Raw genomic sequence first — 25697 nt, 5'->3', positions numbered from 1 at the left:
CCCGTCACAGGGAGTGCCCCGCACCGGGGTCGGTCCTTTTCGACGTGGCGATGATCTCGTCGGCGAACTCCCCGATGATCTCGTCGGCGGCGCGGTGGGCCGAGGCGACGCAGGCGGGGATGCCGACGCCGTCGTAGGCGGCGCCCGCGAGCCGCAGTCCGGGGAGTGCGGCGACGGCCGCGCGGGCGCGGGCGACGCGGGCGAGGTGGCCGACCGGGTACTGGGGCAGTCCGCCCATCCAGCGGGTGACGGCGCTCGCCACCGGGTGCGCGGTGAGGCCGGTGGCGGCTGCGAGGTCCTTGAGGGAGGCGGCGACCAGGTCGGAGTCCTCGCGGTGGACCTGCTCCTCCTCGCCGTGACGGCCGACGGAGGTCCGCAGCACGAACAGGTCGGGGGCGGCGTCGGAGACCCACTGCCACTTCTGGCCGGAGAACGTGGAGGCCTTGATGGTGTGGCCGTCGACGGGCGGCACGAGGAAGCCCGATCCGGCGAGGGCGGGCACGTCGGAGCGGCGGAAGGCGAGGGTGATCAGCGCCATGGAGGCGTAGTCGATCCCGTCGAGCACGGCGGCGGCCTGCGGGGCGTGGCCGCCGAGGAGTCCGGCGGCGGCGGGGGCGGGGGTGGCGAGGACGACGGCGTCGGCGTCGAACGTCCGGTGCGGGGTGACGACCTGCCAGCCGGTGGCTCCGGTGCGGACCAGGGCGGTCACCGGCGTTCCGGTGAGGATCTCGCCGCCGGCGGCGCGGATCGCGTCGGCGACGGCGCCCGGGAGGGTGCCGATGCCGCCCCGGACGCCGAGGAAGGCGGAGCCGCCGAGGCCGGTGGCGGCGCCCGCCGCGTCGGCGGGGGTGGCGGCGCCGGCGCGCTGGACGGCGTGGACGGCGGCGGTGAGCGTGGGGTGGACGCGGGCGGCCTCGAAGAGGGCGGGGACGGCGGCCTTCATCGAGATGCGGTGGGCGTCACCGGCGTACACCCCGCCGAGGAGGGGTTCGACGAGCCGGTCGACGACCTCGTGGCCCATGCGGGCGGCGACGTACGCGCCGATGGCGATGTCCTCGCCGATCTCGGTGGGCGGCAGCTCCAGGTCCGTGCCGATGCGGTGCACGCCCTCCGCGGAGAGCAGGCCCGCGACGGCGGCGGGGTCGCCGGGGACGCCCATGACGTGTCCCTTGGGCATGGGGACGAGCTCGCCCCGGGACCAGACGGACGCGGTGGTCGTCGCGGGGGCCTGGAGCCGGTCGCCGAGGCCGACGGTCCGGGCGAGGGTGACGGCCTCGGGGCGGCGGGCGAGCAGCGACTCCGCGCCGAGGTCGACGGGCGCGCCCGCGATCTCGCCGGCGAGGAGCTTGCCGCCGAGCCGGCCGTCCCCTTCGAGGAGGGTCACCCGGTGGCCGGCGAGGGCCAGCCGGTGGGCGGCCGCGAGTCCGGCGATCCCGCCTCCGACGACGACGGCGTGAGGCCCGGCGTGGTGTCCCGTGATGTCCGCGTTCATGGCACCACTCTCTCAAATGCCCCGCCCGCTCCCGTTCCGAGGCCGGACCGTGACCGCATCGCTACCGCCGGAGGGCAACCCGTCCGGGCGGCCCGTACGTCCAAGGGGCATCACTCACCACCATCCCTGGGGGGATCCCGTGCGGGCTACGAGAACGAGAACGACGGCCGCGGTCCTGCTGACGGCCGCACTGGTCCTGACCGGCTGCGGCGCGGGCGCGTCGGACACGGCCTCGGACGGCAAGGGGGGCGTGGCGGCGAAGCCCGCCGACGGGGCCCGGGACGCGGCGGCCGAGGGAGCGGCCGACGGCAGCGGCTCGGGGGCCGCAGGGACGCCGGCGGCGAAGGCGCCCGCGCGGCAGCACGTCATCCGTACCGCCGAACTCTCCGTCGAGGTGAAGGACGCGGCGAAGGCGCTGGCCGCGGCGCGGCGCGTGGCGGTGGACGCGGGCGGGCACGTGGAGAACGAGTCGACGGAGCGCGTCGACTCCACGTCGCTCACCTCGCAGATCGTGCTGCGCGTCCCGCAGGAGCGGTACGACTCCGTCCTCACCGAGCTCGCGGGTGCGGGGAAGCTGCTCGACCGCAGGGCCGACGCGAAGGACGTCACCGACCAGGTGGTGGACGTGGACAGCCGGATCGCGACCCAGCGGGCGAGCGTGGCGCGGGTGCGGGCGCTGATGCAGCGGGCGGAGAAGCTGTCGGACGTGGTGACCCTGGAGGGCGAGCTGAGCCGCCGCCAGGCGGACCTGGAGTCGCTGCTCGCCCAGCAGGCCTCGCTGAAGGACCGCACGACGATGGCGACGATCACCCTCCGGCTCACCGAGCCCGAGAAGGCCTCGCCCGAGGAGCGGGAGGAGGGACGGCCCGGCTTCGGGGACGCCCTGAGCGGCGGCTGGAACGCGCTGGTGGGCGCGGCGGCCTGGGTCGGGATCGTGCTGACCGCGCTGGCCCCGTGGCTCGCGGTGGCCCTGGTCGGCTTCGTCCTGTGGCGCCGTCTCGTCCGTCCGCGGCTCGCGGCCCGCACCCGGCCGGCGGTTCCCGTCCCGGGGCTGCAGGACACCCCGCGGAACGCGGCGGGAGCCGCGGTGCCGCCCGGGACGCCGGCCCCTGGGGCTTCCGGGGCCGGTCCGGCGGCCGGGTCCCCGGCGCCCCCGCGTCCCCGGGAGACGCCCGAGAAGTAGCGTCGTCCCATGAGCGAACGACTGGTGGTCATCGGTGGCGACGCGGCGGGCATGTCCGCCGCGTCGCAGGCGCGCAGGCTGAAGGGTCCCGGGGAGCTGGAGATCGTCGCCTTCGAACGCGGGCACTTCTCCTCGTACTCGGCCTGCGGCATCCCGTACTGGGTCGGCGGCGACGTCGCCACGCGCGGGGAGCTGATCGCGCGCTCCCCCGAGGAGCACCGGGCCCGTGACATCGACCTGCGGACCCGGACCGAGGTCACGGAGATCGACGTCCCGGGGCAGCGGGTCCGCGCGCGGGACCTGGAGACGGGGACGGAGGCGTGGACGGGCTTCGACAAGCTGGTGATCGCGACCGGGGCCCGGCCGCTGCGCCCGCCCATGCCGGGGATCGACGCGGCGGGGGTGCACGGGGTGCAGACCCTCGACGACGGCCAGGCGCTGCTCGACTCGCTGTCCGAGACCCCGGGGCGGCGGGCCGTCGTCGTCGGCGCCGGGTACATCGGGGTGGAGATGGCGGAGGCCCTGCTGAACCGGGGCTACGAGGTGACGGTCCTGACCCGGGGCGAGCAGCCGATGGCGACCCTCGACCCGGACATGGGACGCCTGGTGCACCGGGCGATGGACGGTCTCGGCATCAGGACGGTCGTCTCGGCACCGGTGACGAAGATCCTGACCGGCCCGGACGGGCGGGTGCGGGCGGTGGCGACGGACACGGACGAGTACCCGGCGGACGTGGTGGTCCTCGGCACGGGCGTGGTGCCGGAGACCTCGCTCGCGCGGGCGGCGGGGCTGCCGCTCGGCGAGTACGGGGGTCTGCTCACCGACCTCGCGATGCGGGTCCGGGGCCACGGGAACATCTGGGCCGGCGGTGACTGCGTGGAGGTCCTTGACCTGGTCTCGGGCCGACAGCGGCACGTCCCGCTCGGCACGCACGCGAACAAGCACGGCCAGGTCATCGGGGCGAACGCGGGCGGCGGGTACGCGACCTTCCCGGGCGTGGTGGGCACGGCGGTGTCCAAGGTGTGCGACCTGGAGATCGCGCGGACGGGCCTGCGGGAGAAGGACGCCCACGAGGTGGGGCTGCGGTTCACGGCGGTGACGGTCGAGTCGACGAGCCGTGCGGGCTACTACCCGGGAGCCGCGCCGATGACGGTGAAGATGCTGGCCGAGCGGCGCACGGGACGGCTGCTCGGGGTGCAGATCGTGGGCCGGGAGGGCGCGGCGAAGCGGGTGGACATCGCCGCGGTGGCGCTCACGGCCGGAATGACCGTGGAGGCGATGACGGCGCTGGACCTGGGGTACGCGCCGCCGTTCTCGCCGGTGTGGGACCCGGTGCTCGTCGCGGCGCGCAAGGCGGTGGCGGCGGTCCGGGCGGCGGGCTGATCCCGCCGCCCGGACCGCCGGGCCCGCGGCGTCAGACGGCCGTCCGCGTGTGGACGTACTCGACGAGACGGGTCAGGGCGTCCGGGTCCATCGCGGGCATGACGCCGTGGCCCAGGTTGAAGACGTGGCCCTCCAGGTCCTTCGCGGCGGCGAGGACCTCGTCGGTCTTGGCCTCGACGACGTCGGTGGAGGCGAAGAGCACGGCGGGGTCCAGGTTGCCCTGGAGCGCCTTGCCGGGGCCGACGCGGCGGGCGGCCTCGTCGAGCGGGACGCGCCAGTCGACGCCGACGACGTCCGCGCCGGCCTCGCCCATGAGACCGAGGAGCTCGCCGGTGCCGACGCCGAAGTGGATGCGCGGGACGCCGTAGCCGGCGACCGCGTCGAAGACCTTGACGGAGGCGGGCATCACCGAGCGGCGGTAGTCCGCCGGGGCGAGGGCGCCGACCCAGGAGTCGAAGAGCTGCACGGCGGAGGCGCCGGCCTCGATCTGCACCTTGAGGAAGGCCGAGGTGATCTCGGCGAGGCGGTCGAGCAGGTCGGCCCAGAGCTGCGGGTCGCCGTACATGAGCGCCTTGGTGTGCTCGTGGCTGCGCGACGGGCCGCCCTCGACGAGGTAGCTCGCGAGGGTGAAGGGAGCGCCGGCGAAGCCGATGAGCGGGGTGTCGCCCAGCTCCTCGGTGAGCATCCCGATGGCCTCGGTGACGTAGTGGACGTCCTCGGGGGTCAGGTCGCGCAGCCGGGCCAGGTCGGCGCGGGAGCGGATCGGGTCGGCGACGACCGGGCCGACGCCGGGCTTGATGTCGAGGTCGAGGCCGATGGCCTTGAGCGGGACGACGATGTCGCTGAAGTAGATGGCGGCGTCGACCTTGTGGCGCCGGACCGGCTGCAGCGTGATCTCGGTGACCAGCTCGGGCCGCATGCACGATTCGAGCATGGGGATGCCCTCGCGGACCTTCAGGTACTCGGGGAGCGAGCGCCCGGCCTGCCGCATGAACCAGACGGGGGTGTGCGGCACCGGCTCGCGTCGGCACGCCTTGAGGAACGCGGAGTCGTGCGTCCGCGACTGCTGCTTCGTCTGCTGGCCCGTGGGGCTGTCGTTGGCACTCACGCCCAGAATCTTCGCATGTGGCGGGAAGCCGCTCGTCCGGGCCGGGTGTCCCTCCCTGCACGGAGGGCCCGTTCCGCCTACTCTTCCCCGCATGGCTGCGGCTCAGGGACATTTTTCCGATCATTCCGACGGCGATCGAGGGACGGACGAAACGGCGGACAGTAAGGAGGCCAACCGGGTTCCGCCCGCGTTCCGGCGGGCGGTGGAGGCCTTGCGGTCGGCGCGGCTGCGGCCCGAGATCGAGATCGACCCGACCAGGCCGCCGCAGCGGCTCGCCCCGTACGCGTACGCGGTCGAGGCGGCCGTCGTGGAGGGCGAGGAGGACCTGGCGGACGGGCGTCTCGTGCTGCTGCACGATCCCGACGGGCACGAGGCCTGGAAGGGCACGTTCCGGCTGGTGACCCTGGTCCGGGCGGAGCTGGAGCCGGAGATGGCGGCGGATCCGCTGCTGCCCGAGGTGTGCTGGTCCTGGCTGACCGGGGCGATGGAGGCGCGGGGGCTCGCGTACGGGGAGGCGAGCGGGACCGTGACGATGGCGGGCTCGCACTATTTCGGCGGGCTCGCGGACCGCAGGCCGGCGACGCAGATCGAGATCCGGGCGTCCTGGACCCCGCACGAGGGCCTGGGCGGGGTGCCGGACACGGGGGCGCACCTGGCGGCCTGGTGCGACCTGCTCTGTCAGATCGCGGGGCTGCCACCGGCGCCGGCGGATCCGGGGGCGGGGACGGTGACGGGCGCGGGGGTCGTCTCGCTGCCCCAGCGGCGGGGGCCGCAGGGGGCGTAGAACGCCTCTCCGGGGGTCCCTCGTGGGGGTGACGGGCCGGGGCCCGCTCGTAGGATGATCGATCACGTATCCGAATTGCCCTAATTGTTACTCACCAAATCGTGATCTTTCCCTAAAGGCGGGCGGCCCAGCTGCCGAAGGAGTCAGTGACCCCTTCACAGCACGGGTTCGCCCCCGGCTTCTTCCCCGAGCCGGCTCCGTCCCGCACCCTTCCCCCCAGGAGGCCTGGTGTCCGTTCTCCTCGAGCAGCCCGCAAGCCTGGTCGCCTACCGCCCGAACAAGCCGACGGCCATGGTCGTCGTGGCCGACCCACGCGTCCGCTCCACCGTCACCCGCCACCTGTGGGCCCTCGGAGTGCGCGACGTGATCGAGGCGTCGTCCATCGCGGAGGCCCGTCCCCGCGTCGGCAACCCGCGCGACATCTGCGTTGCCGACGTCCACCTGCCCGACGGCAGCGGCCTGACCCTGCTGTCCGAGACCCGCGCCGCGGGCTGGCCCAACGGCCTCGCCCTCTCGGCCGCCGATGACATCGGCGCCGTACGCAACGCCCTGGCGGGCGGCGTGAAGGGCTATGTCGTCACCGGCACCCGGACCAACATCGGTCACCCCACCCGTCCCGGCGCCGCCCCCATCGGCGCCGCGGCGGCCCGCCTCGGCCACCGCCGCCCCCCGGGTGCCCCGAGCCACCCGGGCGGCTACCGCGAGCTCTCCGGCCGTGAGGTCGAGGTGCTGCGGCTCGTCGCGGAAGGCCAGTCGAACAAGGCGATCGGCGTCTCCATGGGCCTCTCCGCCCTGACCGTCAAGAGCCACCTCGCCCGCATCGCCCGCAAGCTGGGCACCGGGGACCGCGCCGGCATGGTCGCCGTGGCCCTGCGGACGGGGATCATCCACTGACGGCCGGTGGACACGGGCCCGCGCCTGTCGACGGAACGTTCCGTCGACAGGCGCTTGCCGTTCACCGATACCCTTGACACGTGACCGACGCCCAAGAGACCGCCGCAGACACAGCACTGCGCACCACCGGGGGCGGCCCCCCGGACGACGATGTCCCTGCGAATGGGCTTCCGATCCCGTTGCTGGAGCCCCGCGAGGGGATTCCGCCCGTCGTCGAGACCGAGGACGCCCTCGCCGAGGTGATCGCCGCGTTCGCCGCCGGAAGCGGTCCCGTGGCCGTGGACGCCGAGCGCGCCTCCGGCTACCGCTACGGCCAGCGCGCCTACCTCGTCCAGCTCCGCCGCGAGGGCGCGGGCACCGCGCTCGTCGACCCCGTCGGCTGCCCCGACCTCTCGGGGCTCGGCGACGCCCTCGCCGGCACCGAGTGGATCCTGCACGCCGCGACCCAGGACCTCCCCTGCCTGCGCGACATAGGCATGCGCCCCACCTCGCTCTTCGACACCGAGCTCGCCGGACGCCTCGCCGGCTTCCCCCGGGTCGGCCTCGGCGCGATGGTCGAGTCCGTCCTCGGCTACGCCCTGGAGAAGGGCCACTCGGCCGTCGACTGGTCGACCCGCCCGCTGCCCGAGCCCTGGCTCCGGTACGCGGCCCTGGACGTCGAGCTGCTCGTCGACCTGCGGGACGCCCTGGAGAAGGAGCTCGACCGGCAGGGGAAGCTGGAATGGGCCCACCAGGAGTTCGACGCGATCGCCTCGGCCCCGCCCGCACCGCCGCGCAAGGACCCCTGGCGCCGGACCTCCGGCATGCACAAGGTGCGCCGCCGCCGTCAGATGGCGGTCGTACGGGAGCTGTGGACGGCCCGCGACAAGGTCGCCCAGCGGCGTGACGTCTCCCCCGGCAAGGTGCTGAGCGACGCGGCGATCGTCGAGGCGGCGCTCGCGGTGCCGGTGAACGCCGCCGCGCTCCTCACGCTGCCCGGTTTCGGCAACCGCATGAACCGCCGCCAGCTGGAGCAGTGGCAGGCCGCGATCGACCGGGCCCGGGCCCTCCCCGAGAGCGAGCTGCCCCAGCCGGGCCAGCAGGTCGCCGGCCCGCCCCCGCCGCGCGCCTGGGCGGACAAGGACCCGGTCGCGGCGGCCCGCCTCTCGGCGGCGCGCGCGGCGGTCTCGGCGCTCGCGGAGGAGCTGAACCTGCCGCAGGAGAACCTGATCACCCCGGACACGGTGCGCCGGGTCTGCTGGGAACCGCCGGCCCCGGGCACCCCGGACGCGGTCGCGGCGGCCCTCACCGGCCACGGCGCGCGTCCGTGGCAGGTGGAGCTGGTGACCCCGCTCCTGGTGAAGGCGCTGGCCGCCCAGGCCTGACCGCTCCCGGCACGGCCCACGGGGCCCGCACTCCGGCTCACCGGAAATGCGGGCCCTCCGTCGTTCCTAGCGCCAGATCGCGGAGAGGCTGTCGAGCTGGATCCAGGAGATCTTGTTGCCGGAGGTCGCGCCGTACACGTAGACCTTGCCCGTCGTGGTGACCTCGATCCGGCAGGTGCTGAAGCCGCCGCTGCTGTTGCGCGGGGCGACCCCGCGGACGTACGTCGTGGCGGGCCGCAGCTCGGCCGGAAGGACGCCGACCAGATCGAGGTCCTCGGCGGCGCTGCCGCCCTCGAACTCGTTGTCCTTCGCGCAGCGGACGCCGCCGCGCATCTGGAGGAAGTCGGTGCCCGCGATCCGCACGACGCGGGCCTGCGGCGCGTTGCCGTTCAGGGCTTCCAGGCCCGGGCGGCCCAGCGAGGTGAAGCCGGTCCACGGCACGACGATCTCGATCCCGGTCGGCAGGCCGTCGCTCGGCCCGACGGCCGCGGCGGGCGCGGCACCGAGCAGGGTGCCGCCGGCCGCGGCGGCGGGGACGGCGAGGGCGGCGGCGAGCAGGGAACGTCGGCTGGTGCTTTCGGTGGTCACGGTGTGGGCCTTTCGGGAGCAGGTGAGGGACGGTGACGGCGCGCGGCGGTCAGACCCACGGGACGGAGAAGTTGTCGAGCTGGACCCAGTCGACGGTGTTGTCGGGGGTGGCGCCGTACACGTAGAGCGTTCCGTCGTCGTTGGCCTCGACCCGGCAGGTCGCGAAGCCGTCCCGCGCGTTGCGGGGGCAGCCGGCGTGCAGATCGACGCCGGGGCGGAGGGCGGCCGGGAGGGTGCCGAGGGGGCTGCCCTTGGTGGCGTCGGAGAACGAGCAGTCCACCTTGCCGGAGAGCTGGAGCAGCCGCTGTCCCGAGAGGGCGATGAGCCGGGCCTGCGGCGCGCGCGAGGTGAACCCGGACGTCACACCGGGTGCCAGCGTGATGTCCGTCCAGTCGACGAGGACCTCGACGCCGAGGTCGGGCTCGGCGGGGGCGGGCAGGTACTTCAGGGTGAAGGTGCGGGGGGAGCGGGTCCTGCCGTCCGTCAGGTAGTGGGACTCCGCGAAGCCGAGGACGAGGCGGGTGCCGGTCTCTCCCCCGCCGTCCGGGGTCCAGGCGGCGATGCCCTCGGGCTCCCGGATGACGTCGTCCCCGGGCACGCGGCGGATCCGGGTGTACTGCAGGGGCCCCTCCGAGGGCCAGTGGAGGGTGGCGACGGCGGCGTCGTCCTCCAGGGGGTGGCCGGTCCAGACGTAGAGGTGGTCGCCGAAGGTCGCCAGGCCCTGCGGGTACGGCTGGACGCGGGTGAGCGCGTGGTCGGCCGTCCAGGCGCCCTCGGGGGTCCGGGGGGCGTCGGCGAGCAGGTGCCGCGTGTACCGGTAGGGGTTTCCGGCCACCGGCTCGCCCACCCTGCTGCCGATCACGATCCGGCCCGCGCGGGCGTCGACGGCCGGGAAGTGGAACGCGTCGCGGCCCGCCGGGGTGAACACGCGCACCCGGGTCCCGTCCGTGCAGTCCACGGCCTCGTTGGTGGCGGGGTCCCACGGCACGTACGGCGTGGTGGCCACGGCGCGGCCTTCGGCGTACACCACCGTGTCGTCCGTCGGGAAGGGCTTCCAGGGCTTGGCGAGCCCTTCCAGCCAGAGGTCGACGCCTCCCCCGGGTCTCGGGACGACCCCGAAGGAGGTGCCGTGGCCGAAGCCGCGCAGGTACATGCGGTCCATGACCCGGCCGTCGAGGGTCATCCGGGTGCACAGCAGATCGCCCTGGTAGGCGCGGTGCTGGCCGTCCACGTCCTTGTCGGACCTGCCCAGCTCGTCGTGCAGCCTGATGCCGCCGGGCAGGCACTGGAGGACGTAGAGCTCCTGGGCCGCGCTGTCGACGGCGAAGGACTGCATCTGGCTGCGCTGCGAGTCCGTGGCGGCGCGCGTGACAAGCGGTTTCGGCATGCGTGTGGTGTCGATCGCCTCGATGGGCATGTCTCCCCCTGTGGATTCACGGTCCGACGGCGGCTCCGTCGTGATCATGGACCGTCGGCGCCAGACTGCCAGACGCCCCTCGCGTCCCGCTCTCGCGGTGTGACCTTCGCCGCTTGGGCCTCAGGGGGTGGGCAGCTTGGTTACCCACAAGTAGCATGGGGGGAGCAAGCGCACGCTTAGGCGTGGGCCGCAGCAGCAGTGCCATCCCGCACCCTGGAGGAGAGCCATCGTGCCTCGTACCGTCAGGGACGTCGTCTTCGTCGACGGCGTCCGCACCCCGTTCGGCAAGGCGGGCCCGAAGGGCATCTACCACGAGACCCGCGCCGACGACCTCGTCGTGAAGGCCATCCGGGAGCTGCTGCGCCGCAACCCGGCCCTCGACCCCGCGAAGATCGACGAGGTCGCCATCGCCGCGACCACGCAGATCGGCGACCAGGGCCTCACCCTCGGCCGCACGGCGGGCATCCTCGCCGGCCTGCCGCAGTCGGTGCCCGGCTACTCCATCGACCGCATGTGCGCCGGCGCCCTCACGGCCGTGACCAGCGTCGCCGGTTCGATCGCCTTCGGCGCGTACGACGCCGTCATCGCCGGTGGCGTCGAGCACATGGGCCGCCACCCCATGGGCGAGGGCGTCGACCCGAACCCGCGCTTCGTGTCGGAGAAGCTCGTCGACGAGTCCGCCCTCTTCATGGGCATGACCGCCGAGAACCTGCACGACCGCTACCCGAGCATCACCAAGCAGCGCGCCGACGAGTACGCCGTGCGCTCGCAGGAGAAGGCCGCCAAGGCGTACGCCGACGGCAAGATCCAGCAGGACCTGGTGCCGATCTCGGTGCGCCGCACCGACCCGGCGGGCGGCGAGACCGGTTGGGGCCTGGTCACCGCCGACGAGCCGATGCGCCCGGGCACCACCCTGGAGTCGCTGGCCAACCTGAAGACGCCGTTCCGCGTCCACGGCAACGTCACCGCGGGCAACGCGGCCGGCCTCAACGACGGCGCCACCGCCTCGATCATCGCCTCCGAGGACTTCGCCCGGGAGAACGACCTCCCGGTCAAGATGCGTCTCGTCTCGTACGCCTTCGCCGGCGTCGAGCCCGAGGTCATGGGCTACGGCCCGATCCCGGCCACCGAGAAGGCCCTCGCGCAGGCGGGTCTGTCCATCGAGGACATCGGCCTCTTCGAGATCAACGAGGCCTTCGCGGTCCAGGTCCTCGCCTTCCTCGAGCACTACGGCATCGCCGACGACGACGCCCGCGTGAACCAGTACGGCGGCGCGATCGCCTACGGTCACCCGCTGGCCTCCTCCGGCGTCCGCCTCATGACGCAGCTGGCCCGCCAGTTCGAGGAGAACCCGCAGGTCCGCTACGGCCTCAACACCATGTGCGTCGGCTTCGGCATGGGCGCGACGGTCATCTGGGAGAACCCCCACTGGGAGGGCAAGTGAGCACCACCGCCGAGCTTCTGAAGGGCGCCGCCGAGCTCTTCCCGGACGAGGTCGTCACCAGCGCCCACGTACGGCACTTCGAACTGCCCGCGGGCGCGGGCCGGTTCGCGCTGATCACGCTGGACAACGGCTTCGACCACACCAAGCCGACCACCTTCGGCCCGCAGTCCCTCGCCAACCTGAACGCGGCGATCGACCAGGTCGAGGCCGAGGCCGCGAACGGTGACATCGTCGGCGTCGGCATCACCGGCAAGCCGTTCATCTTCGCCGTCGGCGCCGACCTCAAGGGCGTCGAGCTGCTCAAGAAGCACGACGAGGCGCTCGCCATCGGCAAGGGCGGCCACGACGTCTTCAAGCGCCTCTCCGCACTCGCCGTGCCGACCTTCGCGTACTACAACGGCGCGGCCATGGGCGGCGGCGTCGAGGTCGGTCTGCACTGCACCTACCGCACCGTGTCGAAGGCCCTGCCGGCCTTCTCGCTGCCCGAGGTCTTCCTCGGCCTGGTGCCCGGCTGGGGCGGCTGCGCGATCCTGCCGAACCTGATCGGCGCCGAGAAGGCCGTCTCGGTCGTCATCGAGAACTCGCTGAACCAGAACCGCCAGCTCAAGGGCAAGCAGGTCTTCGAACTCGGCATCGCCGACGCGCTGTTCGAGGGTGCCGACTTCCTGGAGCAGTCGCTGATCTGGACCGCCGGTGTCCTGAACGGCTCCGTGACCGTCGAGCGCCCCGAGATCGACCGCGGCGAGGCCTGGGACCAGGCCGTCGCCAAGGGCCGCGCCATCGCCGACTCCAAGGTGCACGGCGCCGCCCCGGCCGCCTACCGCGCGCTCGACATCATCGCGGCCGCCAAGGACGGCGACCTGCAGAAGGGCTTCGACGCCGAGGACCAGGCCCTCGCGGACCTGATCATGGGCGGCGAGCTGCGCTCCGGCATCTACGCCTTCAACCTGGTGCAGAAGCGCGGCAAGCGCCCCGCCGGCGCCCCGGACAAGTCGCTGGCCCGCCCGGTCACCAAGGTCGGTGTCGTCGGCGCCGGTCTGATGGCCTCCCAGCTCGCCCTGCTCTTCCTGCGCCGCCTTGAGGTGCCGGTCGTCCTGACCGACATCGACCAGGAGCGCGTCGACAAGGGCGTGGGCTACGTCCACGCCGAGATCGAGAAGCTGCTCGGCAAGGGTCGCATCAACCAGGACAAGGCCAACCGTCTCAAGGGCCTGGTCTCCGGTGTCCTCGACAAGGCCGAGGGCTTCGCGGACGCGGACTTCATCATCGAGGCCGTGTTCGAGGAGATGTCCGTCAAGCAGAAGGTGTTCGCGGAGGTCGAGGCGGTCGCCCCGGCGCACGCGATCCTCGCCACCAACACCTCCTCGCTCTCCGTCTCGGAGATGGCCTCCAAGCTCCAGCACCCGGAGCGCGTGGTCGGCTTCCACTTCTTCAACCCGGTCGCCATCCTCCCGCTCCTGGAGATCGTCCGCGGCGAGAAGACCGACGAGGCCTCCCTGGCCACCGCCTTCGGCGTCGCCAAGAAGCTGAAGAAGACCGCGGTCCTCACCAAGGACGCCCCGGCGTTCGTCGTGAACCGCATCCTCACCCGCTTCATGGGCGAGATCCAGAACGTCATCGACGAGGGCACCTCGGTGGAGACCGCCGAGAAGGCCATCGAGCCGCTCGGCCTGCCGATGTCGCCGCTGGTGCTCCTGGAGCTCGTCGGCCCGGCGATCGGCCTGCACGTCTCCGAGACGCTGAACCGCTCCTTCCCCGAGCGCTTCACGGTCTCCCCCAACCTGAAGGCGGTCGTCGAGGCCGGCAAGCGCGGCTTCTACGTCTACAACGCCGAGAACGGCTTCAAGCCGGAGCTCGACCCGGAGGTCGCCGCCCTCCTCAAGCAGGGCGACGTCGTCCTGACCGAGGAGCAGGTCCGCGACCGCGTCCTGGACGCGGTGGCGCAGGAGATCGGCCTGATGCTGGAGGAGGGTGTCGTCGCCGAGGCGCAGGACATCGACCTCTGCCTGATCACGGGCGCGGGCTGGCCCTTCCACCTGGGCGGCATCACGCCGTACCTGGACCGTGAGGGCGTCTCCGAGCGCGTCAACGGCAAGCGTTTCCTGGCCCAGGGCGTGGCGAGCGTCCCGGCGTAACACCCGGACGCGTCAAGACGACGGCCCCGGCACCTCGCACAGGTGCCGGGGCCGTTTCCCGTGTCGCGGGCGGGGTCACCCTATGGAGCGCCAGCCTTCGAGCAGCAGCCCCTCGCCGCCCTGCTTCTGACGGGTGGTGACGGGCGCGCGGCCGTCGGACACCGCCATCGCGACGAGACCGCCGTCGACCCCCTGGGCGAGGACGGTGGCCAGCTCCCCCTGCCGGTCCCCCGTCTCCGACCAGGCCAGGCCCTCGGCCTCCCGCTCGCTGGGGTACGCGGCGAGGGCGAGGCGCCCGTCCTCGGACTGCTGGGCGAGGACCGTGCGGTCGACGCCGTCGACGACGCAGCGCCCGGCGGAGAGGCGCCCGGTGCCGACGGCCTTGCCCAGCGCGGTCGGGGCCAGCCCGCGCTCGGGCGACCAGGCGCACACCTGACCCTCCTGGTCCAGGTAGAACAGCGTGACGTGCCCGGAGGGCCCCGTCACGGCCGTGAGGGTGCCCATCGTCACCGAGGCGGGCAGGAGTTCCTCGCGGAGCGGCTTCGCGCCGGGCTCGCGCTGCACGTAGCGCACGAGGCCCTTGGCGTGCGAGCTGAACAGCTCGACGAGACCGGAGCCGTTGGTGAGGGCGACCGGCGACGGGTCGGTCTTGGAACCGAGCAGGTCCCACCACGGGTGCCAGCCGCCGGCGTCCTTCTGCGCGCGGACGCTGATGCCGCCGCCGCCGTTGCGCATGAAGGCGTAGACGCGGCCCTGGGCGTCGACGGCGACGGCCGGGTTGCCCGTCCAGGGGCCCTTGCCGTTCGAGTGCCCCAGGGAGCGCCAGGGGGCCGCGGGACGGCCCGTCTGGAACTGGACGGCGTGCACCAGCTCGACGTGGCCCTCGTCCCCGCCCGTCGGCCGCAGACCGACGAGGTGGACATAGCGGTCGGCGCCCTGGCCGACCGCGAGGAACGGGGTGAGCCCGGCGCCGCCGAGGGAGACCGGGCCGCTCCAGCCGCCGGGCTCCTCGGTCCAGCGCACCACCTCGCCGTCCCGGGGCAGGTAGGCGCTGAACCGGCCCTCCTCCCCTCTGGTCAGCCAGCCGCCCTGGAGCACGGGGGCGGCGGGGCCGTGGGAACGGTCGGTGGGGGCCTGGGATCGATTCGCCATGGGGGGATCCAGCACTCCGGTCGTCGGGAGGAGTTCGGGTACGAACCGACTGTAGTCGCCCTCCCGGACGCTCTCCGCCGCGCCTGCGGCCTCATCCGTTCAGTAGCGCGCCTCCCGGCCCTCGCGGCCGAGCCGGCTGTGACCGCGCCCGTACAGGAAGTACACGACGAAGCCGATCAGCATCCAGACGGCGAACCGGAACCAGGTCTCGCCCGGCAGGTTGAGCATGAGCCAGACGGAGGCGGCGATGGAGAGGATCGGCAGCACGGGCACCCAGGGGGTGCGGAAGGCGCGCGGCAGGTCGGGGCGGGTCCGGCGGAGCACCATGACGCCGACGGCGACGACGACGAAGGCGAAGAGGGTGCCGATGTTCACCAGGGTCGCGAGTTCGTTGATGCTGGTGAAGCCGGCGACGATGGCGATGATCACACCGAGCAGGACGGTCGGCCGGTACGGGGTCTTGAACCGGGGGTGCGTGACGGAGAAGAAGCGCGGCAGCAGGCCGTCGCGGCTCATCGCGAAGAAGACCCGGGTCTGGCCGAGGAGCAGGATCAGACAGACCGTGGTGAGGCCGACGGCGGCGCCGAAGCTGATCACGCCCGCGTAGAAGGGGTGTCCCGCGGCCTTGAAGGCGTCGGCCAGCGGGGCGCTCACGGACAGCTCGGTGTAGTGCTGCATGCCGGTCACGACGAGGGCGACGGCCACGTACAGCACGGTGCAGATGAGCAGGGAGCCGAGGATGCCCCGGGGCATGTCCCGCTGCGGCAGCTTGGTCTCCTCGGCGGCGGTGGCCACCACGTCGAAGCCGATGAAGGCGAAGAAGACGACGGAGGCGGCGGTGAAGATGCCCATGACGCCGAAGTTCGTCGGCTCGTAGCCGAAGATCAGCTGGACCATCGGGGAGTCCCAGCCCGAGGTGCCGCCGGGCGGGGTGACGGCCGGCGGGATGAAGGGCTTGTAGTTGTCGCCGACGATGAAGAAGAGACCGGCGATGATCACGATCATCACGACGGTCACCTTGATCGCGACGACGACCGCGGTGATCCGGGCGGAGAGCTTCATGCCGAGGACGAGGACCACGGTCAGCACGAGGACGAGCAGGAAGGCCAGGATGTCGAAGGTGCCGCCCTCGATGTCCGGTCCTTCGAGCGAGGCGGGCAGGTGCCAGCCGATGTTGTCCATCAGGGATCTGACGTATCCGGACCAGCCGACGGCGACCACCGCCGTGCCCAGGGCGAACTCCAGGACCAGGTCCCAGCCGATGATCCAGGCGGGCAGCTCGCCGATCGAGGCGTACGCGAAGGTGTACGCCGATCCCGCCACCGGCACCGTCGAGGCGAACTCGGCGTAGCACAGGGCCGCCAGGGCGCAGACGATGCCGGCGGCGACGAACGCGAGCGCGGTGGCCGGGCCGGCGTTCTCCTTGGCCACCTTGCCCGTGAGGACGAAGATGCCGGTGCCGATGATGACGCCGACGCCGAACACGGTCAGGTCCCAGGCCGACAGGGACTTCTTGAGCGCGTGCTCGGGCTCCTCCGTGTCGCGGATCGACTGCTCGACCGACTTGGTCCGGAACAATCCGGAATTGGCGCGTGGTTGCTGGTCCGTACTCACATCGCACCTCCCTGCCTTGGGGCTGCCCGCCCTGGAGACAGAATGCACGCGAAAGGGCCGGTCGGCACTCCGAAGAGTGAGCCGACCGGCCCAAAGGTGACGCCGTGTGACGGGTTCCGTCAGTCGCGGGCGGGCTCCACGGCCTGGCTGCTGCTCTCGAACCGTCCGTCGAGGCGCGAGACCAGACCGGTGACCTGGCGCGCGATGTCGGGGGCGGTGAGCCCGATCTCGGCCAGGACCTCGCCGCGGGAGGCGTGGTCGAGGAAGCGCGGCGGGATGCCGAAGTCACGCAGCGGTACGTCGACGCCGGCGTCGCGCAGGGCCTGGGCGACGGCCGAGCCGACACCGCCGACGCGGCTGTTGTCCTCGACGGTGACGACGACCCGGTGACGCTCGGCGAGCGGGGCGAGGGCCTCGTCGACGGGCTTGACCCAGCGGGGGTCGACGACCGTGGTCGAGATGCCCTGGCGGTCGAGGAGGTCGGCGATCTCCAGGCACATGGGCGCGAGGGCGCCCACCGAGACCAGGAGGACGTCCGGCTTGTCGCTGCCGGGCTCGCGGAGCACGTCCATGCCGCCGACGCGGCGCAGGGCGGGGACGGCCGGGCCGACGGCGCCCTTGGAGAAGCGGACCACGGTCGGGGCGTCGGTGACCTCGACGGCCTCGCGCAGCTGGGCGCGGACCTGGTCGGCGTCGCGCGGGGCGGCGAGCCGCAGGCCGGGCACGACCTGGAGGATCGACATGTCCCACATGCCGTTGTGCGAGGCGCCGTCGGTGCCCGTGACACCGGCCCGGTCCAGGACGAAGGTGACGCCGCACTTGTGCAGGGCCACGTCCATCAGGACCTGGTCGAAGGCGCGGTTGAGGAAGGTCGCGTAGACCGCGAAGACCGGGTGGAGGCCACCGGTGGCGAGGCCGGCCGCGGAGACGGCGCCGTGCTGCTCGGCGATGCCGACGTCGAAGACCCGCTCGGGGAAGGCCTTGGCGAACTTGTCGAGGCCGACGGGCTGGAGCATGGCCGCGGTGATGGCGACGATGTCCGCGCGCTCCTTGCCGAGCGCGACCATCTCCTCGGCGAAGACGCCGGTCCAGTCGGCGCCGGAGGAGGCGATCGGCAGGCCGGTGTCGGGGTGGATCTTGCCGACCGCGTGGAAGCGGTCCGCCTCGTCCTGGAGGGCGGGCTGGTAGCCGCGGCCCTTCTCGGTGAGGCAGTGGACGATCACGGGGCCGCCGAAGCGCTTGGCGCGCGTGAGGGCGGACTCCAGGGCCTCGATGTCGTGGCCGTCGATCGGGCCGACGTACTTGAGGCCGAGGTCCTCGAACATGCCCTGCGGGGCGATGAAGTCCTTGAGGCCCTTCTTGGCGCCGTGCAGGGTCTCGTACAGCGGCTTCCCGACGACGGGGGTGCGCTCCAGGATGTCCTTGCCGCGGGCGAGGAAGCGCTCGTAGCCGTCGGTGGTGCGCAGGGTGGCCAGGTGGTTGGCGAGGCCGCCGATGGTGGGCGCGTAGGAGCGCTCGTTGTCGTTGACGACGATGACGAGCGGGCGGTCCTTGGCGGCCGCGATGTTGTTCAGCGCCTCCCAGGCCATGCCGCCGGTGAGGGCGCCGTCGCCGATGACCGCGACGACGTGGTCGTCCTTCCTCAGGACCTCGTTCGCCTTGGCCAGGCCGTCGGCCCAGCCGAGGACGGTCGAGGCGTGCGAGTTCTCGATGACGTCGTGCTCGGACTCGGCCTGCGAGGGGTAGCCGGACAGGCCGCCCTTCATCTTGAGCTTCGAGAAGTCCTGGCGCCCCGTGAGGAGCTTGTGGACGTAGCTCTGGTGGCCGGTGTCCCAGAGGACCTTGTCCTTCGGGGAGTCGAACACCCGGTGCAGGGCGATGGTCAGCTCGACCACACCGAGGTTGGGGCCGAGGTGCCCGCCGGTCTTGGAGACGGCGTCCACGAGGAACGTCCTGATCTCGTCGGCCAGCTGGTCCAGCTGTTCCGGGGAGAGCCGGTCCAGATCTCGCGGTCCCCTGATACGGGTCAGCAGAGCCACCCGTTCCTCCTTGCTTTGAGCTGGTCGAGCTTGCCGATTTGTCGAGTCTAATGTTCCGTCTTGGATCGTGGGCATCGGGCCGGGGGGTGAGGCGTCACCCTCACGGCCGACAAGCCGCTGATCTGTACGGCCGCAGTACGCGCGCGTGCGGGCTCCGGAGGGGCCCGCGCACTGCTCCGGACGCGCGGGAGCCCGGCACCGGTTTCCCGGTGCCGGGCTGGTGTGACAGGGGTTACGCGCGACCCGCGGTCTTCTGGGTGCGGCGGGAGACCGAGTCGATGATCACGGCGATGAGCAGGACCGCCCCGGTGATCATGTACTGGATGGCGTTCGAGGACAGGTTCATCTGGTTGAGGCCCTGGACGATCGACTGGATGACCAGGATGCCCAGGAGCGCCGACCAGACCTTGCCCCGTCCGCCGAACAGGGACGTTCCGCCGATGACCGCGGCGGCGATGCACATCATCAGCTGGTTGCCGCCGCCGAGCGAGCGGTCGGCGCCGCCCGTCGCGGAGGCGAGGAAGAGACCGCCGATGGCGCCCATCGTGCCGGAGATCATGAAGACCGAGATCCGGATCCACGACACGTTGATGCCGGCGCGGCGGGCGGCCTCGATGCCGCCGCCGACCGCGAAGACCTGGCGGCCGTACGTGGTGCGGCGCAGGACGAAGTCGGTGAGCAGCAGGATCACCAGGAAGATCACCAGGGAGAGCGGCAGACCCTGCTCCTGGTTGAAGCCGTACGCGGCGACGAGGACCAGGACCGCGAGGACGGCGGTGCGCAGGATGATCTCGCTCTGCGGGCGGTGCGGCAGGTCGGCGGCCTTGCGGCGGCGGGAGTCGCGCAGCTGGGCGAGGTAGAACGCGGCGACGACGGCCACGGCGAGGCCGTAGGCGGCGGCGACGTCGGAGAAGTAGTACTTGGTGAGGTCGCCGACGAAGCTGCCGATCGGGGTGGGGATGGTCGAGCGGTCGCCCATGACCCAGGTCTGGAGACCGGCCCAGCCGAGGAAGCCGGCGAGGGTGACGACGAAGGCGGGCACGCCGATCTTGGCGAAGACCAGGCCGTGGAAGGCGCCGATCAGGGTGCCGGAGAGGATGCCGAGGAGGATGGCGAGCCCGTCGGGCATGTCGGTGCCCAGCACGCCCCAGACGGAGCCGGCCAGACCGGCCACGGAGCCCACGGCGAGGTCGATCTCGCCGAGCAGCAGGACGAAGACGATGCCGACCGCCATGATGCCGGGGCCGACCGCGTACAGCGTGATCTGGTCGAGGTTGTACGAGGTGATGAAGTTGCCGGTGAGGGCCTGGAAGACGATGCCGATGACGATCAGGCCGACGACGACGGGAAGCGAGCCGATCTCGCCGGAGCGGATCTTGCGCTTGAACTCGTCGACGTATCCCTTGAAGCCCTGCTCGCGGACGAGGAGGCGGGGGTCGACGGCGGGGACGGCGGCGGCCGCGGGCTCGTCGCCGGTGCGGGGCTCGGGCACGGTGTCCTCGGAGGTGCTGGGGGTGGTGCTCACTTGGCTGCCTCCGCGTTGCGGGCCTGGCGGCGGGTCACGGCGTTGTCCGTGGCTCCGGTGATCGCGGCGATGATCTCTTCGTGCGTGGTGGTGGCCACCGGGAAGGTGCCGTTGTTGCGGCCCAGGCGGAGGACGGCGACGGTGTCGGCGACGGCCTTCACGTCGGCCATGTTGTGGCTGATGAGGATCACGCCGAGGCCCTGCTCGCGCAGCCGCTCGACGAGGTCGAGGACCTGCGCGGTCTGCTCGACGCCGAGCGCGGCGGTGGGCTCGTCCAGGATCACGATCTTGGGGTCGCCGACCAGGGCGCGGGCGATGGCGACGACCTGCCGCTGACCGCCGGAGAGCGCGGCGACGGGGATGCGGACGCTGGGGATGCGGATGGAGAGCGTGGAGAGCAGGTCCTTGGCCCGCTTCTCCATGGCGACCTCGTCGAGGACGCCGCCCTTCTTGATCTCGCGGCCGAGGAACAGGTTGGCGACGACGTCGAGGTTGTCGCAGAGCGCGAGGTCCTGGTAGACGGTCGCGACACCGAGGTTCTGGGAGTCGTGCGGGCGCTGGATCTCGACGCGCTCGCCCTCCCACTCGATGACGCCCTCGTCGATGGGGTGCACGCCGGCGATCGTCTTGACCAGCGTGGACTTTCCCGCTCCGTTGTCGCCGACGAGCGCGACGACCTCTCCTGCGTGGACTTCGAGATCGACACCGGAGAGGACCTGAACCGCTCCGAATCGCTTGAAGATCCCGCGCAACGCCAGCACGGGCGTCTGGGACACGTGAACCAACTCCTTCGCCGCCCGGACGGGGCGGCGGCATGTCGCGCCGGCGGTGCAGCGCCGAAGTTTCGAGGGGGGCTGGGCTCGTCCGGCCCCCGGACCGACAGCGGGGTCTGGGTCGGCCGGGGACCGGACGGGCTGGGGGGGGCGGATCCGGTCGCCGTGCGCCGGCCTTGTTACCGAGGGTCTTCACCCTCTGTACGCGGGCGGCGGCGCCTCTGACGGGCGCGGCGTGGCCGGGATCCGTGCCGCGGGACCCGAGGGGGTCCCGCGGGGCGGAGCCGGGGTTACTTGATGCCCAGCTCGGTGCACTTGGCGGCGAGGTCCGCGGTGCAGAGGTCGGCGGCCTTGTAGATGCCGTCCTTGACGACCGTGGACTGGATGTTGGTCTTGTCGACCACGACCGGGGCGAAGAGGGTGGAGGGCACGCCGTCGGTCTGGCCCTGGGCGCCGAGGTCCTTGCCCTTGAGCAGGTTCACCGCGAACTTGGCGGCCTCGGGGGCCAGCTGGAGCGGCGACTTGTAGATCGTGAAGGTCTGGCTGCCCGCGATGATCCGCTGGATGCCCGCGACCTCGGCGTCCTGGCCGCCCACCGGGATGCCCTTGACGCCGGCGTTCTCGAGGGAGGTGATGATGCCGCCGGCCATGCCGTCGTTCGCGGAGTAGACGGCGCCGATCTTGTCCTTGCCGACCGAGGAGATCGCGGCGGACATCTTCTCGCCCGCGACCTTCGGGTCCCACTCGCCGGAGGCCTCGTAGGCGATCTTGCCGACCTTGCCGTCGAGGGCGGTGTGGGCGCCCTTCTTGAAGAGGGCGGCGTTCGGGTCCTTCTCGTCGCCGTTGATCATCACGACGTTGGCGGTGGCGGCCTTCGCGCCGAGCGCGATCAGCAGGGCCTGGCCCTGGAGCTCGCCGACCTTGTTGTTGTCGTGGCTGACGTAGGCGTCGGCACCCGGGACGGCGCGGTCGTACGCGACGACCTTGACGCCCTTGGCCTTCGCGTCCTTGACCCAGCCCTCGGCCTTGGCGGCGTCGACCGGGTCGAGGGCGATGACCTTCACGCCGTCGGCGATCAGCTGGTCGAACTGCTGCTTCTGCTTCACGACGTCGGAGACCGCGTTGTTGTAGACGATCTCGCAGTCGGAGCAGGCGGCCTTGACGGCCTTCTCGAACTGGGGCTTGTCCAGGGCCTCGTAGCGCGAGGTCTTGTTCTCCGGCAGGAGCAGACCGATCTTGGTCGAGCTGCCCTTGTCGCCGCTGTCGTCGCCGCCGGCCTTACCGCAGGCGGCGAGCGAGAGGGCCATCGAGACCGCGGCCGTGGCTATGACGGCGCGGCGCGTCACTGCGTTCATGTGGGGTTGCCTCCCTGACGAGGCCGCGACGTTGCGGCCGAGGTGGCACGAAGTCAACTCGGCTGCAACGTTGACGTCAAGAAGTAAATTCTTAACGAGATGACAACGACGGTGTTCGTTATCTAAGTGAAGGCAAGACGGGAGGTCGGCGCCGCAGCGGGCAGCGCACTCTCCAACAGGGTCGAATCGCCCATTTCGCTCAGTACGAGGGCGAGCGCGCCGAGCACCTCGGCGCGGCCGCCGAGGGCCCCCTGGGCCAGCGAGAGCTGACGGGCGGCGCTGGGGATCGCGTACCGCGAGACGGAGTCCCTGATGGGTGCGAGGACCAGCTCACCGGCCTCGGCGAGGTCGCCGCCGAGCACCACCCTGCTGGGGTTGAGGAGGTTGCAGAGGTTGGCGACGCCGCTGCCGATGTGCCGTCCGACGTCGGCGATCACCCGGCGGCAGCCGGGGTCGCCCTCGCGGGCCAGCTGGACGACCCGCTCCATGGTCAGATCGGGGCCGTGGCTCGGCTGGAGCAGCGGCAGGACGTAGCGCGCGGCCGTGAAGGTCTCCAGGCAGCCGCGGTTGCCGCAGCGGCAGACCGGGCCCGACTCGTCCAGCGTGATGTGCCCGATCTCGCCCGCGGTGCCGCCGGGCCCCCGGTAGACCCGCCCGTCGATGACGAGCCCGGCGCCGACGCCGCTGGCCACCTTGATGTAGGCCAGGTCCTTGACGCCCCGGCCGCTGCCCCAGACGAGCTCGCCGAGCGCGCCGAGGTTGGCGTCGTTGTCCACGTGCACCGGGACGCCGAGCCGCCCGGAGAGCTCGTCGGCGGGGTTGATGCCGCTCCAGCCCGGCAGGATCGAGGTCGACCCGAGCGTCCCGGAGGAGACGTCGATCGGGCCCGGCACGCCGAGGCCGACGCCGATCACCTTGTCGTAGCCGATGCCGGTGGCCCGGATCAGCCGTTTGACCAGCTGCTCGGCCCGGTCGAAGCCCTCGGCCGCAGAGGCGTCCACGTCGAGCGGTTCGGCCTCCTCGGCCAGCACCTGGTGGGCGAGGTTCCCGACGGCGACCCGGAGGTGGGTGTGGCCGAAGTCCACGCCGATCACGATGCCGGCGTCGCCGGAGAGCGAGACGCTGCGGGCCCGGCGGCCGCCCGCGGAGGTGGGCGTGACCTCGACGGTGCCGCCGTCCTTCAACTCCCGCACGATGTTGGAGACCGTCGCGGCGGAGAGGCCCGTCGTCCGGGCGATCTCCGCCTGGGTGAGCGACCCGGCCATGCGTACGGCCCGGACGACCCGTTCGAGATTGGCCCTGTGCAGAGACGTCTGCGACCCCGGAGTCTCCATCGACTCACTCACTCCCACCGTTTTCTCCAACATGTGAACTCTAAGGGGACGCTTTCGCCTTGGTCCCCGTCAAGACCTTGAGTGTCGGACGGTGAGTGTCACACGACGCGGCGGGCCCCCGCCGCGGCTGCGGCGGGGGCCCGGAGAACGCGGGAGCGGGGCTACTTCACGGCGCCGGCGGTCAGGCCGGCCACCACCTGCCGCTGGAAGATGATGTACGCGGCGAGGACCGGGAGCATCGCCATCACGAGGCCGGCGAAGAGCCCTGACCAGTCGCCCTTGTAGCCCTGGCTGACGGCGAGCTGGACGAGGCCCTGCGAGAGCACCTTCCGGTCCGGCTCGGTGTTGAGCACGGTCGGCAGCAGGTACTGGTTCCACTGGCCGAGGAAGTTGAAGATGCCGACGCTGATGAGGCCCGGCTTGGCCATCGGCAGCATCACCTGGAAGAAGGTCCGGGTGTGCGAGGCGCCGTCGACGAAGGCCGCTTCCGCCACCGAGGTCGGCAGGGTGCGGAAGAAGGCCGTGAGGAAGAAGACGGTGAAGGGCAGCGAGTACGCGATGTAGACCAGGATCAGGCCGTGCAGCGTGTTGAGCAGGGCCATGTTCTGCATCACGTAGAACAGCGGCACGAGCGCCAGGATGATCGGGAAGCTCATCCCTCCGATGAAGAGGAAGTAGATGAAGCGGTTGCCCGGGAACTCGAAGCGTGCCAGGACGTACGCCGCCATCGATCCGAAGAGGAGCGTGCCGAGGAGCGAGCCGCCGACCACCAGCAGGGTGTTCAGGAAGTAGTCGCTCATGTGCGCCTCGGTCCAGGCGCGCGACCAGTTCTCGAAGTGCAGTCCGTCGGGCAGCGACCACGGCGAGGTGAAGATCGCCTTGTCGGTCTTGAAGGAGGTCATGACCGCCCAGAGCAGCGGCATGACGACCATGATCGCCCAGATGATCAGGACGCCGTGCGAGAAGACGTTGAGGGTGGCGCCCTCGGCCTTGGCGGTCCTGCGCGGGGAGGACGGCGCCGTCCTGGTCGCCGCGGGGCCCGGTCCCGCCGGGGAGCCGGGGGTCTCGACGCCGGTGGAGGCGGTGTCGGTCGTCTTCATCAGAACTCCAGCCGCTCGCGTCGGCCCAGCTTCATCACGACGGCCGCGAAGGCGAGCGTGACGACGAGGAGCGCGACACCGATGGTCGTTGCGTAGGCGGCCTGACCGTCCCGGAACGCCTTCTGGTACACGTACAGCGGAAGGACGATGGTGGAGAAGTCCGGCCCGCCGCCGTTGGGGCCGACGGTCATGATCTGCACGACGGCGAAGGACTCCGCGCCGAGCGCGAGGATGCCCATGTAGATCCAGCCCGACTGCACGGTGTCCCAGAGCAGTGGCAGGGTGATCTTGAAGAAGGTCGTGAAGCGGTTCGCGCCGTCGAGCAGGGCCGCCTCGTAGAAGTCCCTCGGAATGGACGCCATGCCCGCCGAGAAGAGGACGACGAAGAAACCGACCGTGGACCAGACGAGGACCGCCATCACGCAGATCAGGGCGAGGTCCGGGTCACCGAGCCAGTCCGGCTGGACGCTGCCGAGGCCGACGCCCTTCAATACGGAATTGATGGCTCCGCTGTTCGGGTTGTACGCGAACTGGAACAGCAGCGCGACGATCGCGATCGACAGCACCTGCGGGAAGAAATAGACGATCTTGTAGAACGAGGACCCGCGCACACCCGAGATCGCGGCGCCCTTGCGACTCCGTCCGCCGACATTCAGCATGAACGCGAAGAAAAGCGCAAGCCCGACGGTCACGAGCGGCAGCACCACCGCGAAGATCAGGCTGTGCTGGAGCGATTTCCAGAAGATCTCGTCGTCCAGCATGCGGCTGTAGTTGTCGAATCCGACCATCCCGAATTCGGGACTCAGCCCGGTCCAGTCCGTGAACGAGTAGTAGATGGCCTGGATGAACGGCCAGATCACGAACAGCGCGTAGAGCGCGAGGGGGACCACCAGGAACCCCACGATGAAACGGTACTTGCCGTGTTGCATTCCTACCGACCCCGATCTTTCCCGCGCCAGGCGCGCCGCGGGTGCCGCGCGCGAAGGAGCCGGGGCCCGCTCCCGGTCGGCGGG

General features: G+C 71.8%; 20 protein-coding genes. 7 read left to right on the top strand and 13 right to left on the bottom strand.

Annotated features, from left to right (window positions below):
• Window positions 1–4: 4 nt before the first annotated feature.
• Window positions 5–1492: a protoporphyrinogen oxidase gene (gene hemG, locus ABTY59_RS11775; protein ID WP_352018744.1), complete on the bottom strand. Its 1488-nt coding sequence runs from the start codon at window positions 1490–1492 to the stop codon at window positions 5–7.
• Window positions 1493–1631: 139 nt separating this feature from the next.
• On the opposite strand from hemG, the gene ABTY59_RS11770 reads away from it, so the two are divergent.
• Both ABTY59_RS11770 and ABTY59_RS11765 read left to right on the top strand, forming a co-directional pair.
• Window positions 1632–2675, top strand: a complete 1044-nt coding sequence (locus ABTY59_RS11770) for a DUF4349 domain-containing protein (RefSeq protein ID WP_352018743.1) — start codon at window positions 1632–1634, stop codon at window positions 2673–2675.
• Between the two features lie 9 nt (window positions 2676–2684).
• A complete protein-coding gene (locus tag ABTY59_RS11765) occupies window positions 2685–4058 on the top strand; it encodes an FAD-dependent oxidoreductase (RefSeq protein WP_352018742.1) in 1374 nt (457 codons plus the stop codon).
• Between the two features lie 31 nt (window positions 4059–4089).
• Here ABTY59_RS11765 and hemE read toward each other — a convergent pair whose 3' ends face one another.
• Complete coding sequence (hemE, locus tag ABTY59_RS11760) at window positions 4090–5166, bottom strand: uroporphyrinogen decarboxylase (protein WP_352018741.1); 1077 nt, start codon at window positions 5164–5166, stop codon at window positions 4090–4092.
• Between the two features lie 91 nt (window positions 5167–5257).
• Between hemE and ABTY59_RS11755 the strand changes: the two genes are divergently transcribed.
• The 3 genes from ABTY59_RS11755 to ABTY59_RS11745 all read left to right on the top strand — a co-directional run bounded on the left by ABTY59_RS11755 (window position 5258) and on the right by ABTY59_RS11745 (window position 8208).
• Complete coding sequence (locus ABTY59_RS11755; RefSeq protein WP_352018740.1) at window positions 5258–5950, top strand: DUF3000 domain-containing protein; 693 nt, start codon at window positions 5258–5260, stop codon at window positions 5948–5950.
• A gap of 228 nt (window positions 5951–6178) precedes the next feature.
• Window positions 6179–6844: a response regulator transcription factor gene (locus tag ABTY59_RS11750; protein WP_015037008.1), complete on the top strand. Its 666-nt coding sequence runs from the start codon at window positions 6179–6181 to the stop codon at window positions 6842–6844.
• An 80-nt stretch (window positions 6845–6924) separates the two neighbouring features.
• On the top strand, window positions 6925–8208 hold the full coding sequence (locus ABTY59_RS11745; RefSeq protein ID WP_352018739.1) for an HRDC domain-containing protein: 1284 nt from the start codon (window positions 6925–6927) through the stop codon (window positions 8206–8208).
• 66 nt (window positions 8209–8274) lie between these two features.
• Here the strand turns inward: ABTY59_RS11745 and ABTY59_RS11740 are convergent, their stop codons facing one another.
• On the bottom strand, window positions 8275–8796 hold the full coding sequence (locus ABTY59_RS11740; RefSeq protein ID WP_352018738.1) for a hypothetical protein: 522 nt from the start codon (window positions 8794–8796) through the stop codon (window positions 8275–8277).
• A 49-nt stretch (window positions 8797–8845) separates the two neighbouring features.
• The gene (locus tag ABTY59_RS11735; protein ID WP_352018737.1) at window positions 8846–10183 is read right to left on the bottom strand and encodes a hypothetical protein; all 1338 of its coding nucleotides are present in this window, start codon (window positions 10181–10183) and stop codon (window positions 8846–8848) included.
• 259 nt (window positions 10184–10442) lie between these two features.
• Here ABTY59_RS11735 and ABTY59_RS11730 point away from each other — a divergent pair, with 259 nt between their 5' ends.
• The gene (locus ABTY59_RS11730; protein WP_352018736.1) at window positions 10443–11657 is read left to right on the top strand and encodes a thiolase family protein; all 1215 of its coding nucleotides are present in this window, start codon (window positions 10443–10445) and stop codon (window positions 11655–11657) included.
• Window positions 11654–13792: a 3-hydroxyacyl-CoA dehydrogenase NAD-binding domain-containing protein gene (locus tag ABTY59_RS11725; RefSeq protein WP_352018735.1), complete on the top strand. Its 2139-nt coding sequence runs from the start codon at window positions 11654–11656 to the stop codon at window positions 13790–13792. The genes ABTY59_RS11730 and ABTY59_RS11725 overlap by 4 nt, the downstream gene beginning before the upstream one ends.
• Window positions 13793–13867: 75 nt before the next feature.
• On the opposite strand, the gene ABTY59_RS11720 is transcribed toward ABTY59_RS11725, so the two are convergent.
• The 9 genes from ABTY59_RS11720 to ABTY59_RS11680 all read right to left on the bottom strand — a co-directional run bounded on the left by ABTY59_RS11720 (window position 13868) and on the right by ABTY59_RS11680 (window position 25613).
• Complete coding sequence (locus ABTY59_RS11720; RefSeq protein WP_352018734.1) at window positions 13868–14944, bottom strand: PLL family lectin; 1077 nt, start codon at window positions 14942–14944, stop codon at window positions 13868–13870.
• 99 nt (window positions 14945–15043) lie between these two features.
• Complete coding sequence (locus ABTY59_RS11715) at window positions 15044–16522, bottom strand: amino acid permease (protein ID WP_352018733.1); 1479 nt, start codon at window positions 16520–16522, stop codon at window positions 15044–15046.
• A gap of 155 nt (window positions 16523–16677) precedes the next feature.
• Window positions 16678–18597 carry a 1-deoxy-D-xylulose-5-phosphate synthase gene (gene dxs, locus ABTY59_RS11710; protein WP_352018732.1) on the bottom strand — a complete coding sequence of 640 codons (1920 nt, stop codon included), beginning with the start codon at window positions 18595–18597 and terminating at the stop codon, window positions 16678–16680.
• Between the two features lie 232 nt (window positions 18598–18829).
• A complete protein-coding gene (locus tag ABTY59_RS11705; protein WP_352018731.1) occupies window positions 18830–20122 on the bottom strand; it encodes a sugar ABC transporter permease in 1293 nt (430 codons plus the stop codon).
• The gene (locus ABTY59_RS11700) at window positions 20119–20907 is read right to left on the bottom strand and encodes an ATP-binding cassette domain-containing protein (RefSeq protein ID WP_352018730.1); all 789 of its coding nucleotides are present in this window, start codon (window positions 20905–20907) and stop codon (window positions 20119–20121) included. The genes ABTY59_RS11705 and ABTY59_RS11700 overlap by 4 nt, the downstream gene beginning before the upstream one ends.
• Window positions 20908–21185: 278 nt before the next feature.
• The gene (locus ABTY59_RS11695) at window positions 21186–22250 is read right to left on the bottom strand and encodes a sugar ABC transporter substrate-binding protein (RefSeq protein WP_352018729.1); all 1065 of its coding nucleotides are present in this window, start codon (window positions 22248–22250) and stop codon (window positions 21186–21188) included.
• Window positions 22251–22372: 122 nt separating this feature from the next.
• The gene (locus ABTY59_RS11690) at window positions 22373–23584 is read right to left on the bottom strand and encodes an ROK family transcriptional regulator (RefSeq protein WP_352018728.1); all 1212 of its coding nucleotides are present in this window, start codon (window positions 23582–23584) and stop codon (window positions 22373–22375) included.
• A gap of 161 nt (window positions 23585–23745) precedes the next feature.
• Window positions 23746–24684, bottom strand: a complete 939-nt coding sequence (locus tag ABTY59_RS11685) for a carbohydrate ABC transporter permease (protein ID WP_352018727.1) — start codon at window positions 24682–24684, stop codon at window positions 23746–23748.
• Window positions 24684–25613, bottom strand: a complete 930-nt coding sequence (locus tag ABTY59_RS11680; RefSeq protein ID WP_352018726.1) for a carbohydrate ABC transporter permease — start codon at window positions 25611–25613, stop codon at window positions 24684–24686. The genes ABTY59_RS11685 and ABTY59_RS11680 overlap by 1 nt, the downstream gene beginning before the upstream one ends.
• Between the last annotated feature and the right edge of the window lie 84 nt (window positions 25614–25697).

The organism is Streptomyces sp. NPDC096079, assembly GCF_040303145.1.
Lineage (GTDB): Bacteria > Actinomycetota > Actinomycetes > Streptomycetales > Streptomycetaceae > Streptomyces.
Note: the sequence above shows the minus strand (reverse complement) of the source record. Positions and strands in the feature narration are given on the sequence as shown.

What these genes read in the sequence shown, in the direction of transcription:
- hemG (WP_352018744.1), bottom strand. Translation starts at nt 1,492, where the DNA reads ATGAACGCGGACATCACGGGACACCACGCCGGGCCTCACGCCGTCGTC.
- ABTY59_RS11765 (WP_352018742.1), top strand. Translation starts at nt 2,685, where the DNA reads ATGAGCGAACGACTGGTGGTCATCGGTGGCGACGCGGCGGGCATGTCC.
- ABTY59_RS11755 (WP_352018740.1), top strand. Translation starts at nt 5,258, where the DNA reads ATGGCTGCGGCTCAGGGACATTTTTCCGATCATTCCGACGGCGATCGA.
- ABTY59_RS11735 (WP_352018737.1), bottom strand. Translation starts at nt 10,183, where the DNA reads ATGCCGAAACCGCTTGTCACGCGCGCCGCCACGGACTCGCAGCGCAGC.
- ABTY59_RS11720 (WP_352018734.1), bottom strand. Translation starts at nt 14,944, where the DNA reads ATGGCGAATCGATCCCAGGCCCCCACCGACCGTTCCCACGGCCCCGCC.
- ABTY59_RS11695 (WP_352018729.1), bottom strand. Translation starts at nt 22,250, where the DNA reads ATGAACGCAGTGACGCGCCGCGCCGTCATAGCCACGGCCGCGGTCTCG.
- ABTY59_RS11690 (WP_352018728.1), bottom strand. Translation starts at nt 23,584, where the DNA reads ATGGAGACTCCGGGGTCGCAGACGTCTCTGCACAGGGCCAATCTCGAA.
- ABTY59_RS11685 (WP_352018727.1), bottom strand. Translation starts at nt 24,684, where the DNA reads ATGAAGACGACCGACACCGCCTCCACCGGCGTCGAGACCCCCGGCTCC.
- ABTY59_RS11680 (WP_352018726.1), bottom strand. Translation starts at nt 25,613, where the DNA reads ATGCAACACGGCAAGTACCGTTTCATCGTGGGGTTCCTGGTGGTCCCC.